Here is a 13193-nt window from a genome sequence, read left to right as displayed (position 1 = left end):
GGCAAAAAAATGGCTTTAAGTCTAGCTTTGATTATTCTTTTGGGATTATTATTTAACAAAACCTTTGATAGATTATATCTTCCGGGATTACTGGGTATGCTGACGCTGGGGATACTGATAGGTCCCCACAGCCTTAACCTGATAGATGAGGATCTGTTGGCAATTTCTTCAGAACTGAGAAAAATTGCCCTGATTATTATTCTTCTAAGGGCAGGACTAAGCTTAAATAAACAGGACCTAAAAAAAGTAGGAGGTCCAGCCATAAAAATGAGTTTTTTTCCCGTATTGCTGGAGGGCTTTGTTATTACAGCTGTTGCCAGTCTTATATTGGATATGTCTATGCTGCAAGCAGCAATCCTTGGGTTTATTATAGCCGCTGTGTCTCCCGCTGTGATTGTTCCAGAAATGCTGGATCTAAAGGAGAAAAAGCTAGGGGAAAAAAAAGGAATTCCTACTCTTATTCTAGCAGCAGCCTCTGTAGACGATGTCTTTGCAATAACTTTGTTTACTACATTTTTGGGTCTCTATGGAGGAGGAGATATCTATCTAGCAAGGCAGCTCTTTAACATTCCAGTTTCCATTTTACTGGGGATCGTATTGGGAGCAGCAATAGGCATGCTTCTAATCTATATATTTAAAAAGTATCCAATGCGGGATACTGAGAAGGTACTGGTGCTGCTGGGAGCAGCTATCATTTTGGCAGGGACAGAGGATTTATTACAAGAAATCGTACCAATAGCAGCTTTATTAGGGGTGATGATGACAGGGTTTATCTTGCTAGAAAAATACCCTAAAATAGCCAATCGGATTGGTAGTAAATTCAATAAAATCTGGGTATTTGCACAGCTATTGCTATTTGTATTGGTAGGTGCAGAGGTGAATGTCAGCACTGCTATTGCCTCTGGACTGGTAGGCTTGATTATTATTATTGCAGGGTTATTAGCTAGAAGCATAGGAGTATTGATTGCACTGCAAGGAACTAGTTTAAATAGGAAGGAAAAATTATTTTGCATCCTATCCTTTCTACCCAAAGCAACTGTCCAGGCTGCCATTGGCGCTATTCCTATGTCATTAGGCATTCCTAATGGAGAAAGCATGTTGGCTATAGCTGTCTTAGCCATTATCATAACCGCCCCTTTAGGTTCTCTAGGGATAAAAATCACGAGAGAAAGATGGTTAACAGTAGATGACATCCAGTAAGGTGTTGCAAGGTCAAAAAGCTTATGGTATAATCTTAGATAAATTAATAGTGTAGGCGATGGAGTTCGCCCTCAAGCACTGACTTTAAATATTTATTCAAAAGCTCGGTTAATGACTCCTGTAAGACAATTTAAACATTGTTTTATAGGGGTTTTTTGTGTTTTCAACATTATATTTTTAAAAAGAATAGGAGGAGTTGTAGGATGGCATTTAGTTTGGCATTAATTGTTTTGAGTGGTTTGTTACTTAATAAAATATTTAGGAAACTAAAACTACCAGGTTTGTTAGGGATGTTAATTGCAGGCATTCTGATAGGACCCTATGGATTGGACTGGATTGATGAAAGCTTATTAAATATTTCTAGTGATATCAGAAAAATAGCTCTATTGGTTATTTTGATTAGAGCAGGCCTAGGTATTAAAAGAGAGGCCTTGAGTAAAGTAGGAGTATCGGCATTTGGTTTATGCTTTATTCCAGCGATATTTGAAGGGGTAACCATTATGTTTGTAGCCAGTAGACTTTTATCGATTTCTAGATTAGAAGCCGGTATGCTTGGATTTATATTGGCAGCAGTTTCCCCTACTGTTGTTGTACCCCAGATGCTTTCCTTTATTGAAAGGAAAATGGGAGAAGCCAAAGGAATTCCAACAAGAATATTAGCAGGGGTATCTATAGAAGCAGTAGTGTCTATTACTATCTTTTCTGCACTGTTAGGTATGTATGGTGGGAAAAACGTTAGTCTTTTTAGACAGATGTTTGATATACCCATATCTATTGGGATAGGAGCAGCATTGGGGATTATATTGAGTATGGGATTACTCTTTCTCTTTAACCATTTTCATATAGAGAACACTAAAAAAATTTTATTGGTGTTGGGTTCAGCCATCATGCTGACAAAGCTAGAGGATGTGCTACAGGACATAGTTCCAATAGCAACATTATTAGCTGTGATGCTTATAGGATTCATTATCCTTGAGAAAAGCCCAAGTATAGCCAATCAACTTTCAGGCACCTTAAAAAAGATATGGGTTTTTGCAGAAATAATGTTATTTGTATTGGTGGGAACCCAAGTAAACATATATCTAGCGGCTGATGCAGGCTGGGTGGGACTAACCATCGTTACGATTGGTTTAATGGCTAGAAGCTTTGGGGTATTTTTATCTCTATTAGGAACAGGCCTAAATACAAAAGAAAAGGTATTCTGCACCATTGCCTATGTACCAAAAGCAACTGTTCAAGCTGCTATTGCAGGGGTTCCTTTAGCAAATGGAGTAGCTTCAGGAGATTTAATCCTAACAATAGCAGTGCTGGCTATATTAATAACGGCACCTTTAGGAGCTATTGGAATCAAACTTTCAGCAGAAAAAATCCTAACAGAAGAAAGAAGTCTACAAATAAATGAAATATCATGATATGATAATAACAGCAATATAATTAAATGAGAAAAAACAAAAAGCTCATTAAAGAAAGAAGGGAAGAATATGTTGTGGGAAAGAGTATTAATCCCAATAGATTTTTCCATAACTACTGAATTGCTGTTGAATTGGGCAGAAAAACTAAGTGCTATGGGATTAAAGGAAGCTGTGTTACTTCATGTGGTAGATAGAAATACTATTGAAAAAGATAGACCACAATTAATCAAGGAAGCAAAAAGGGGCTTAACAGAATTGGAGGCTAGATTAGAAGCAAAAAGTATACAGGTGAAAAGCAGAATTGAAACCGGGATACCCTCTGTACATATTGTAAAAATAGCGGAAGAAGAAGAGGTATCCATGCTTTTGATGGGAGCCATTGGGAAAGGTGTTTTTAAACAGGTTATCGCTGGAAGCACCGCCTTTAATGTGGCTAGAACCAGTAAGATACCTGTCTTTATAGTAAAACATTATGAAACAAACAATGAAGCAATATGGGAGACGAAAGAATTTGAAAAAATACTATGTCCTATAGACTTTTCCACCTGTTCCACCTATATGATTGAAAGATTGAAGGACCATCAAAATCACATTAAAGGACTGGTATTATTAACAGTAGTAGAAAAGGGAGAAACACAGGAAGAAGTCAATAAAATGAAAGAAAACTACCTTGGCAGACTAGTAGAACTAGGAGAGGATTTTTATGACTCTGGTAGTGAAATTGAGTTTCTTATTGAAGAAGGAATTGCATCTAAAAATATAGTAAAGGTTGCTAATGATAAAGGCGTTGAACTAATTGTAATGGGTATGACAGGAGAAAGCTTTATTCCATCTTTGTTATTAGGAAGCACAGCGGAGTCAGTGTTAAGAGCCTCAAAGGAACCAGTACTTTTTATTCCCTATGCCAAATAAATAGATAAAAGAAATATGTAGAAAAACCATCGCTTTTAGGTATCAGGTGATGGTTTCTTTTTATGAAGAAAAATCAAGAGGTTTAAACAATAGGACTTTTTAACTAATAATTGTTTAAAGTAAAGGTAAAGAACGTATATATAAAACATGATAAAGCAAAATTTCACGAAATTCTACAACACTTTTTCTTAAATATAGAGAAGGAGAGGGAGCTTGCATAACATAAACAAGCATAAATTAAAATAGATAATGAAATCAATACACACAAAGACAAGGGGGAAGGTATATGAAGAAAATAGGGACAAAGCTGATTGTTATTTTTTCTGGGTTATTGTTGGTGGTAAGCGCAGCCTTAGGGGGGATTGCATATCAGACTTCTGCAAATGCATTATTGCAGGAGGTAGAAAGAGCATTGCCAGAGAAAGCTTATGATGCTGGGAAACTAGTAGAAAGAAGTATACAAGCAAATATAGATGTATTAGACACCATGACAAAAAATACTGATATCATAAGTATGGACTGGGATACTCAATTATCTTTAATACAGGGAGAAATAAATAGATTGGAATTTGCCCTTATGGGTGTAGCTGCAACCAATGGATCGCTCCGTCTGAACGATGGTACAGAGACCCATATAGGAGACAGAGGTTATTTTCAGGAAGCTCTTACAGGGAAAAGTAATGTCTCTGAAGTTCTTGTAAATCGAGCAGACAATAGTATAAGCATTATCTTTGCTAGTCCTATATATAATGAGAATGCCAGAATCATAGGAGTACTTGTTGGAATTACAGATGATACATTTCTAAGCAGGATCACCAATGATATTACATTTGGAGAAACTGGTTATGCCTATATGATTGATGGAGAAGGAACAATCATCGCCCATAGAGACAGGGATCTGATAATAAATCAAATAAATTTTATAGAAGAAGCTAAGACAAATGAGGAATACATAGCACTAGCGGCATTATTAAGCGGTACCATTGAAGACAGAATCAATGTAGGAGAATATCATTTTAGAGGGAATAATATCTATATGGGGACTTCCTCTGTAGTAGGAACCAACTGGTATATTGCAGTTGGCTCCTTTAGAGATGAAGCATTAGCTGGTTTGAGTGAGTTACAAAGAGCATTTATTCTTTCTACCATTATTATTTTAGCAATAGGAATATTACTGGTTTTCTTAGTAAGCAGGGCTTTAGTGCAGCCTATTACATCAATTGCTACTGCAGCTAAGGAGATTGCAAGCTTAGACATTAGCAATAATCTATCGAAGAAACTTTTGCAAAGAAAGGATGAAATAGGTATCTTAGCCACTGCATTTCAGTCAGTAGTGGAGAGTATGAGGCAAACTATCACTAGCGTAGCTGAATCATCACAGCAGGTGGCAGCATCCTCACAACAGCTTACCTCAACCTCCCAACAATCGGCTTCAGCGGCGGAGCATGTGGCCATTTCAGCTGGAGAGGTAGCTGAAAACATGAACCATCAATTAAATGAAGTCATCAATACCACTTCTGTGATATCAGAAATCTCCGCCAGTATGGAGGAGGTTTCCAGCAATATGCAGGAGATAAATCAGATGAGCAATGACACGCTGCAACAAGCTAATATTGGGAAAGATGAGATACATAAAGTAAATCTACAAATGAGTCAAATCAATGACAGCACTGATAAAGTGAAGGGCGCCTTATTAGATATTACCAGCAGCTCTGACAAAATGAATGAAATTGTAAGACTAATCCGAGGTATTGCAGAGCAAACCAATCTATTAGCTTTAAATGCAGCTATTGAAGCAGCTAGGGCTGGAGAACAGGGCAGAGGCTTTGCAGTTGTAGCAGAAGAGGTTAGAAAGCTGGCAGAGGAATCTCAAAGAGCTACCCAAGATATCAATCAACTGATTCAAGAAAATCAAACCAGCATACAGGACGCAAACTTGATTATGAATGAAAATGCTAAAACCGTGGAAGAAGGAATCAGCATTGTTGAAAGCACAGAAAAAACCTTTGACAGCATCGCCAACCTAATCAATCAGGTTAACAATCAAATGGAAGGCATATCTGCTGCTGTCCAGGAAGTAGCAAAGGGAAGTCAGGACATGGTGACATCCGCTAATGCCATAGAAAATACAACTAAAACTGTTGCATCAGAAATTCAAAATGTTTCAGCGGCAACCGAAGAGCAAACAGCTTCTATGCAAGAAATTGCCTCCTCAACTGAAGCCTTAGCAGACTTGGCAGAAAGGCTTCAACAGGAAATACAAAAATTTAAACTATAAAATCATGGAACTGTACTTCCTGTGTATTATTTATTTAGACTCAAAATTGCTTATCTATAATAATCTTTAAGGATTATTGTCTTTTTCTATGATTATAGCAAAGTTTTTACAGAGTATTTACAAATAACTATTGTAATAGCATAAAGATAGGTTATATAATAGGAAACATATATTTACATCCATATACCAAACAATAGAGGAGGAAAATAGGATGAAATCTTACAAAGTAGCACATTTAGTAAAGGGTGAGGACCTAAATCATCATGGAACACTATTTGCTGGAAGAATGGCAGAATGGTTTACAGAGGCATGTTTTGTAGCCGCAGCAAGTAAATATGGTAAAACAGAAAGTATTGTATGTGTAAAAATACATGGGATGAGATTTTCTGCTCCAATGAATAAAGGAGATATTATAACCCTCAGAAGCAAGGTAGTTACCACAGGTACCACCAGCATTACAGTCTATGGCAAGGCAACCAGAGAAAATGATGACCGCGTACTCCTCGATGGATTTATCACCTTCGTTGTAGTAGATGAAAATGGTAATAAAATGCCTCACAACCTAGAAAAACCTCAACCATCAAATGAGGAAGAAGCTGCCCTCATTGAAGAAGCAAAAAAACTAAGATAGTTTTTAGAAGCAGATTTTCATGAAACAATGGAAATCTGTTTTTTAGTAGATAATACAATGATTTATTAATACTATTGCAATGACTTTCAAAAATAGTATAATTATCACATGAGCAAAAAATTTGAGAGATTCAAAACCAATAAGAAAGTGACAGAAGAAAGGGGGAAGGCTTTCAATACTGTAGTTGAAAGACAAGGAAAAGCTTATCTGGCTATAAATACACAAATTACAGCTGTTTAGGATTTGCCTTTTCCATTAACTGATCAAGATTATAGGAGTGATATCGATGAAGAAAATAAATATCAAAGAAGTAATTTGGCTTGGCATAATGGCAGCCATTAGCTACATTATTTATCATATGCTGTTGACAGGAAAGGTTCTAAATTTTGTATATGTAAGAATGAATCAATTTGTTATAGCATCCCTTATTGTATTTATTCTGCTAACAATACTTCAAATTAGAAACATTACTAGAAAAAGGCCTAATCAGAAAATAAAAATAGGTTTTTTTATACTTATAGTGCCTTTGATAATAGCAGCTGTTCTATCTCCTAAAGGATTAAATGAAGAAGAGGCAGTTAAAAAAGGGGTTACAATTGCAAATACCCAGAGTGTCAATGAAAATGGTTCTTTGGGAAAAACTATTGATGCATCATTAAGCCATAAGAAAGAAGGATTATTAGAGATTAAAGCAGAGGTTTTTGATGAAGTCTTACAGGATATTAGGAACAATACAGATGATTATCTAGGACAAAGGGTAAGGATAGCAGGTTTTATCGATAGACAGGAGAGTTATCCAGATCATCACTTTGTAGTAGCAAGAATGCTGATGGTATGTTGTGCAGCTGATACATTGGTGGTAGGATTGCTGGCAGAATGGGAAGGTATTCAAGACTTTGAAGAATTCCAATGGGTAGAAGTAGAAGGAGTAATTGATAAAACCGACTTTTATGATGTGTGGTTAGATCAGGAGTATGTAGCTCCTATCATAAGAGTAGAAGAAATAAAAGAAATAGAAAGGCCTGCAGTGGTTTATGTATATCCAGCTGACAATGAAGACGATTAAATTATCAAATGAACACAAGAAAAGCCTCAGTAAGTCTGAGGCTTTTAATTGTATACTAAAAATCTTAGGATGATAGGGGATAATAAAGATAATACCACGACCACTGTAACTACCCAAATGAAAATCTCTGTTGCTTTGCTTACTGGGCGGGTTGCTAAACGATAATGAGAATACATTAAGGAACCAACAGCAAAAACTCTGAAATAGACTTGATATGGTGCAAGAAAAGATAGATAGGATAATCCGATGCCACTTAACCCGAGTGACATTAAAAACACTGGGCCAATTCAACACAGGGTGGCAAGAAAAGCACTAAATATAGAGCCAACGCCTAAAAGCCTGTTTTTTATCTCCTTCATTGTAACACCTCTCTTTGTATAAAGTATATGTCTTTAAATAGAAACAAATCTGTAATGCTTTAAATATACCATAAATGATAACTATTATCAAAACATTTTAAAAAAAAGAGATAAAAGATTGACAAGGGTAAAAATATCCATTATAATAATGATAACAATTATCATTATCAATTTAAGAGATTGTAAAGGAGGTTTTTACATATGAAGGCATTGTTGATTGGAGCAGATCGATTGGGGAATATACCAACCACATTAAAGGAATACGGCATTCAGGATTACACTCATTGGACAGGCAGGAAAAAAGGAATGAGAAACCTAGACATACCCATAGAAACGGACATGATTATTGTTTTTTATGACTTTATTGAACATAACATCACCAAAATTGTAAAGGAAAAGGCGAAACAAAACAATATACCATGTGTTTATTCTAGAAGGGCCTGTAGTGATTTAGTAAGACAGCTAAACAACTGTAGTGGATGTAAGTTTAATAAAAGCTAATAGGATGGTTCTAATTAGTGGTAGATTATTGAATAAAGCCTTTTAAAAAAAAATAATGATTATGTGACATAGGTTACATTATTTTACCGGTCATTAGTATAGAATAATCAATATAAGAAGTATCATTGACAAAAATGATGAAAACACTATAGAAAAATAAGAGGAGGTATTATAATGGAAAAGAACACATTAATCAAAAACATCCCATTCTCTGAAGCTCTAACAATGGCAGGATTGGTTGACTATGAAGAAGGCAGGGTAGTAAGTAGAACTTTGGCACAAAGAAGTGACTTAAGTATCACCCTATTTGCCTTTGATAAAGGAGAAGGAATCAGCGCTCACTCCGCAGCAGGCGATGCATTGGTTCATGTACTAGATGGTAAGGCAGAAATCACCATTGGAGAAGAAAAAATCATTGCATCAGCAGGAGAAGTGGTCGTGATGCCGGCTAATATTCCACATGCTTTGGATGCAATAGAGAAATTCAAGATGTTCTTAGTTGTTGTAAAGCCACAGTATCAGCTGTAGATGATAATAAACCGTATAAAGAGAAAGATTAGCATAAGGCAGTAATAGCTGCTTGGATATAAAAAAATATCTAAAAAATTATCATATGGATAGAAAATTTGGTATACTTATAGAATGAGACTAGTTATCATGAAACATCGAGAACCATGAAGGCTGCTTAAGGTAGCAATTTCATGGTTTTCTCTTTACTTAAGGATATTACAAGAAAAGGAAAAGACTTAAAAGGAGGAATAAGGTATATGCATCTACCAGATGGAATTGTACCAGGACATATATCTGCTATTGGCTACATAGTGTCTGTGGGTATGTGCAGTATCACCCATAGAAGGCATAAGCTGACAATAGAAGATATTCCTAAAATCAGCCTAGTGACAGCAGCACTTTTTGTAGCATCCCTTATTTATATTCCAGTGGGGATGACCAGTGTCCACTTTTCTTTAGTGGGTTTGGCGGGTGTATTACTTGGACCTTTATCCTTCTATGCTGTCAGCATAGCTCTCTTTTTACAGATGATTCTTTTTCACCATGGAGGCTATACAACCCTAGGGGTAAATATCCTACACTTTGGAACAGCCGCCTTAATGGGATACTATGTCTTTTCCTTACATAAGAGATACGCTAAATCTTCATATTATCGAGGAATTTTTGCCCTGTTGGCAGGAGGAGCAGCTACCATCATCAAGGTGTTGCTGGGGGCATTTACACTACTTCTTTCAGGATTTCCAATAGAGGTAGTGGGCACACTATTTGTGGTGCATTTACCAGTAATTATGGGGGAGGCAGTATTAACAGCAGTCTTAGTGATTAGTATGGTTAAGCTGCAGAAAGGATATGTCTATGAAGGATAAAAGAAGATGGATAATCATAATGATGGTATTAATTTTTGTGTTAAGCTCCAGTACCACAGTTTTTGCCCATAGAATGCTGATAGAAGTCATAGGAGAGGAGGCTGTTCAGGTAAAATATGATAACGGCACCTTTGCAGGTATGGTGGAGGTAAGGATATATAATGAAGAAAATCAGCTGGTTTTTGAAGGAAAAACGGATAAGGATGGCTATTTAAGAGTTCCTGAAAATCTTAATATTTCAATAGTGATAGCGGAGGATGGATTAGGTCATCAAGCCCGTTGGCGACAGGGGCAAATGGACTTCTGGTATGGAGCACCCCTTTGGATGAGGGCGGCATTAGGAGTTGCTATACTTTTAATAGTAGCAGCAGTAACCTATTTTATAGGTAAAAATAAAAGAAAAATTTCTACAGAAAAGCTTTAAAGTCTATCATGATATTGATAGGCTTTAATTTTTGATTATAAAAATCCTCTTTTGGTATTAATATATAATAGGAAAAAAATTACTTTAGTAAAGGGTGAAGCTATGAAGGATTCATTAACCATTGTTATTGGGGGTATTCAAGGAGAAGGGATTGTCAGCACAGGGGTAGATCTTATTAAAATACTATCAAGATTAGGCTATTATGGATTTGGAAGTAGAAGATTTTCCTCAAGAATCAAGGGAGGAAATACAAACATTCAAGTAACCATCAGTACTAGAAAAATAACAGCTGTGGAGGACAAGATAGACATCATCTTAGCATTAGATAAAGATACGATAGCTTGTTATAGAGAAGAATTAAAGGAAGATGGCATCATACTATATGATAATCTGCTTACTATAGAAGAAACAGAAAATGCTGAGGCATTGCCTATGACGGAGATTGCTAAAAGGAAAGGATCTCCCATCATGAAAACCACTGCTGCACTTGCCTTTTTAGGAAAAGTTTTGGATATACCATCGGAGATCTTAGGTAACTTTCTTGACAATAGGTTCGGTCATAAGGGAGAAAAAATTCAAAGTGATAATATGGCGGTTTTAGAAGAAGCATTAATCTATGAAGAGGGCATTCATGAGAGGATAAGAAAGTCTTTAGCTTCTCCAATGAAGAAAATTTCTAGACCTGTCATGATAGGAAATGAAGCTATTGCTCTAGGGGCTTTAATGGCTGGGTGTCGTTTTATGGCGGCATATCCCATCACACCAGCATCGGAAATCATGGAATTCCTTGGAGCTGTATTTCCAAAGTATGGAGGTAGTATGCTGCAGGTGGAGGATGAAATTGCTGCCATTAACATGGCTATGGGAGCTGGGTATGCAGGGGTGAGAAGTATGACGGCAACCTCAGGACCGGGGATTTCATTAATGACTGAAGGCATTGGCATGGCAGGGATGGCAGAAATACCTGTGGTGATAGTAGACTGTCAAAGGGTAGGACCCAGTACCGGAATGCCTACGAAGCATGAGCAAAGTGATTTATTTACCCTTTACTATGGAGGTCATGGAGATTATCCTGCGATTATTTTGACACCCTCCACTGTAGAGGAATGCTTTGAGGATACAGGGAGGGCCTTTAATCTTGCAGAAAAATATCAATGCCCTGTAATTCTAGTATCGGATCTCATGTTGTCCTTATCACCCCAAACCATTGATCCCTTAGACTATGAAAAAATCAAGATAGATAGAGGTTCTTTACTAAAGGAAAAAGATTTAGAAAGCATTGTAGATGGAAAATATAAGCGTTTCACCCTCACAGAAGAGGGTATTTCTCCCAGAAGTATACCAGGAATGAAAAACGGGATTCACCATGTTACTAATGTAGAGCATACTGAAAATGGTTTGCCAACAGAAGATAGCGAGATTAGAAAGCAAATGATGGAAAAGCGTTTTAGAAAGATGGAACTCCTAAAAAAGGAAAATACTCTAAAGGTCATAGAAAATGATTCGGATTTTTTATTTATAGCAATAGGCTCAACCTTTGGGGTATTAAAAGAGGCTGTAGAGGCTAGTGGAAACAAAGTAGATTTTGGAAGTATCAGAATGCTGAAGCCTCTGCCAGCAGAAGAACTATCATGCACTTTTGAGAAATACAAAAAGATAATAGTAATAGAAAATAACTTTAGTCAGCAGTTAACTGCTATATTGAAGGAAAAGATAGGAAAGTCAGATAAAATAGAAGCCTTTACAAAATATGATGGAACCCCCTTTACTATCACAGAAATTATAGAAAAGATAGGAGGTATGGAAGCATGAATCCAGTAAAAAAATATAGCAACAACATCCAGCCTAATTGGTGCCCCGGCTGCGGTCATTTTTCTATCCTGAGAGGTATCCAGGTGGCTGCGGATCAACTGAGAATCCCAAATGAACAGCTGGTAGTAGCCTCTGGAATAGGCTGCTCAGGAAGATTATCTGGTTATATGCACTCCTATAGTTTCCATGGTATTCATGGAAGAATACTTCCCTTTGCACAGGGGGTAAAGCTTGCCAATAAAGATTTAGCTGTCATTGCTGTTGGAGGAGATGGGGACGGCTTTGCTATAGGAACCAATCATACCCTTCATGCCATGCGAAGAAACCTAAACATAACCTATATTGTCCTGAACAATCAAGTCTATGGTTTGACAAAGGGTCATACCTCTCCCTTAAGCGAAATAGGATTTGTTACTAAAAGTACACCAGCAGGTGCTGCAGATCTACCATTAAAACCTGGGATTATATCATTAGCAGCGGGTGTCACCTATCTAGCTCAAAGCTTCTCAGGAGATCAGGATCAAATGATTGATTTGATTATAAAGGGTATTCAGCATCAAGGGTTTTCCTTTATCAATGTATTTAGTCCTTGTATAACCTTTAACAAAACCAACACCTATCAATGGTATAGAGAAAATCTCAAGGATATAGAAGAAGATAAGGATTATGATGTAAACAACCTACAACAGGCTATGAGTAAGCTGATAGAGACGGATGGCTTATGTAAGGGATTAATCTATCAAAATACTCATGTGGAAAACCCCAGTCAGCATACCATCAAAGAAACATCTTTAGCACAACAAGAATTGAATATACCAGAAGAAGAATTTCAGTATTTAATGAAACAGTTTCAATAAATAGAAAGGCTCCTAGTTTAAATTGGAGCCTTTTTATTCTGGAAATATTTTGATATTTTCTTTAGTAAAAAGAAGGAAAAATATGGATTGATATAGAATCCCCTTTAATAAATATTACAGAAAAAATTATTAAAACCAAATCATAATGCATTTATAATTATATAACTATAGCTATAGTTTAGCTATGGTTTTTTCAGGGATATATGCATTTAACTTAACAGAAGAAGAATGATCATAAGAATTTTTTAAAGGATGGAAAAGAATATGGATTTGCATAGATATACCTGTAGGTGAATAAACCTAAAGGTGTTTGATTATATAGATAAGATAGTAAGTAGAAGAGATTATTTTGTTTTCAAAATAAA

At 36.4% G+C, this 13193-nt stretch carries 12 protein-coding genes and 1 riboswitch; all 12 genes read left to right on the top strand.

What is annotated here, in order from left to right; all coding sequences use genetic code 11:
• Positions 1–9: 9 nt before the first annotated feature.
• The 12 genes from BMX10_RS10635 to BMX10_RS10580 all read left to right on the top strand — a co-directional run bounded on the left by BMX10_RS10635 (position 10) and on the right by BMX10_RS10580 (position 12828).
• Complete coding sequence (locus tag BMX10_RS10635; RefSeq protein WP_090443651.1) at positions 10–1200, top strand: cation:proton antiporter; 1191 nt, start codon at positions 10–12, stop codon at positions 1198–1200.
• Positions 1201–1245: 45 nt separating this feature from the next.
• Positions 1246–1328, top strand: a riboswitch (Fluoride riboswitch).
• Positions 1329–1403: 75 nt separating this feature from the next.
• Entirely contained in the window at positions 1404–2612 is a 1209-nt protein-coding gene (locus BMX10_RS10630) for a cation:proton antiporter (protein WP_090443648.1), read from the top strand.
• Positions 2613–2681: 69 nt separating this feature from the next.
• Positions 2682–3524, top strand: coding sequence for a universal stress protein (locus BMX10_RS10625; RefSeq protein ID WP_090443645.1), 843 nt, complete (start codon positions 2682–2684; stop codon positions 3522–3524).
• Between the two features lie 286 nt (positions 3525–3810).
• Positions 3811–5802, top strand: coding sequence for a methyl-accepting chemotaxis protein (locus BMX10_RS10620; protein WP_090443642.1), 1992 nt, complete (start codon positions 3811–3813; stop codon positions 5800–5802).
• Positions 5803–6013: 211 nt separating this feature from the next.
• A complete protein-coding gene (locus BMX10_RS10615; RefSeq protein ID WP_090443639.1) occupies positions 6014–6433 on the top strand; it encodes an acyl-CoA thioesterase in 420 nt (139 codons plus the stop codon).
• A 286-nt stretch (positions 6434–6719) separates the two neighbouring features.
• On the top strand, positions 6720–7499 hold the full coding sequence (locus BMX10_RS10610; RefSeq protein WP_090443636.1) for a TIGR03943 family putative permease subunit: 780 nt from the start codon (positions 6720–6722) through the stop codon (positions 7497–7499).
• Between the two features lie 560 nt (positions 7500–8059).
• On the top strand, positions 8060–8359 hold the full coding sequence (locus BMX10_RS10605; RefSeq protein ID WP_090443634.1) for a DUF2325 domain-containing protein: 300 nt from the start codon (positions 8060–8062) through the stop codon (positions 8357–8359).
• A 174-nt stretch (positions 8360–8533) separates the two neighbouring features.
• On the top strand, positions 8534–8887 hold the full coding sequence (locus BMX10_RS10600; protein WP_090443631.1) for a cupin domain-containing protein: 354 nt from the start codon (positions 8534–8536) through the stop codon (positions 8885–8887).
• A gap of 239 nt (positions 8888–9126) precedes the next feature.
• A complete protein-coding gene (locus BMX10_RS10595) occupies positions 9127–9735 on the top strand; it encodes a CbiM family transporter (protein WP_170834777.1) in 609 nt (202 codons plus the stop codon).
• Positions 9725–10159, top strand: a complete 435-nt coding sequence (locus tag BMX10_RS10590; protein WP_090443625.1) for a hypothetical protein — start codon at positions 9725–9727, stop codon at positions 10157–10159. Before BMX10_RS10595 ends, BMX10_RS10590 begins: the two co-directional genes overlap by 11 nt.
• Positions 10160–10261: 102 nt before the next feature.
• Positions 10262–11971 (top strand): 2-oxoacid:acceptor oxidoreductase subunit alpha, encoded by a 1710-nt coding sequence (locus BMX10_RS10585; protein WP_090443623.1) that lies wholly within the window; start codon positions 10262–10264, stop codon positions 11969–11971.
• The gene (locus BMX10_RS10580; RefSeq protein WP_090443620.1) at positions 11968–12828 is read left to right on the top strand and encodes a 2-oxoacid:ferredoxin oxidoreductase subunit beta; all 861 of its coding nucleotides are present in this window, start codon (positions 11968–11970) and stop codon (positions 12826–12828) included. The genes BMX10_RS10585 and BMX10_RS10580 overlap by 4 nt, the downstream gene beginning before the upstream one ends.
• The last annotated feature ends 365 nt before the right edge of the window (positions 12829–13193 follow it).

It is taken from the genome of Natronincola peptidivorans (genome assembly GCF_900111615.1).
Classification (GTDB): domain Bacteria; phylum Bacillota; class Clostridia; order Peptostreptococcales; family Natronincolaceae; genus Natronincola_A; species Natronincola_A peptidivorans.
Note: the sequence above shows the minus strand (reverse complement) of the source record. Positions and strands in the feature narration are given on the sequence as shown.

Coding starts and splice junctions, on each gene's coding strand:
- BMX10_RS10625 (WP_090443645.1), top strand. CDS start 2,682: ATGTTGTGGGAAAGAGTATTAATCCCAATAGATTTTTCCATAACTACT.
- BMX10_RS10590 (WP_090443625.1), top strand. CDS start 9,725: ATGAAGGATAAAAGAAGATGGATAATCATAATGATGGTATTAATTTTT.
- BMX10_RS10580 (WP_090443620.1), top strand. CDS start 11,968: ATGAATCCAGTAAAAAAATATAGCAACAACATCCAGCCTAATTGGTGC.
- BMX10_RS10615 (WP_090443639.1), top strand. CDS start 6,014: ATGAAATCTTACAAAGTAGCACATTTAGTAAAGGGTGAGGACCTAAAT.
- BMX10_RS10595 (WP_170834777.1), top strand. CDS start 9,127: ATGCATCTACCAGATGGAATTGTACCAGGACATATATCTGCTATTGGC.
- BMX10_RS10635 (WP_090443651.1), top strand. CDS start 10: ATGGCTTTAAGTCTAGCTTTGATTATTCTTTTGGGATTATTATTTAAC.
- BMX10_RS10630 (WP_090443648.1), top strand. CDS start 1,404: ATGGCATTTAGTTTGGCATTAATTGTTTTGAGTGGTTTGTTACTTAAT.
- BMX10_RS10620 (WP_090443642.1), top strand. CDS start 3,811: ATGAAGAAAATAGGGACAAAGCTGATTGTTATTTTTTCTGGGTTATTG.
- BMX10_RS10610 (WP_090443636.1), top strand. CDS start 6,720: ATGAAGAAAATAAATATCAAAGAAGTAATTTGGCTTGGCATAATGGCA.
- BMX10_RS10600 (WP_090443631.1), top strand. CDS start 8,534: ATGGAAAAGAACACATTAATCAAAAACATCCCATTCTCTGAAGCTCTA.
- BMX10_RS10585 (WP_090443623.1), top strand. CDS start 10,262: ATGAAGGATTCATTAACCATTGTTATTGGGGGTATTCAAGGAGAAGGG.
- BMX10_RS10605 (WP_090443634.1), top strand. CDS start 8,060: ATGAAGGCATTGTTGATTGGAGCAGATCGATTGGGGAATATACCAACC.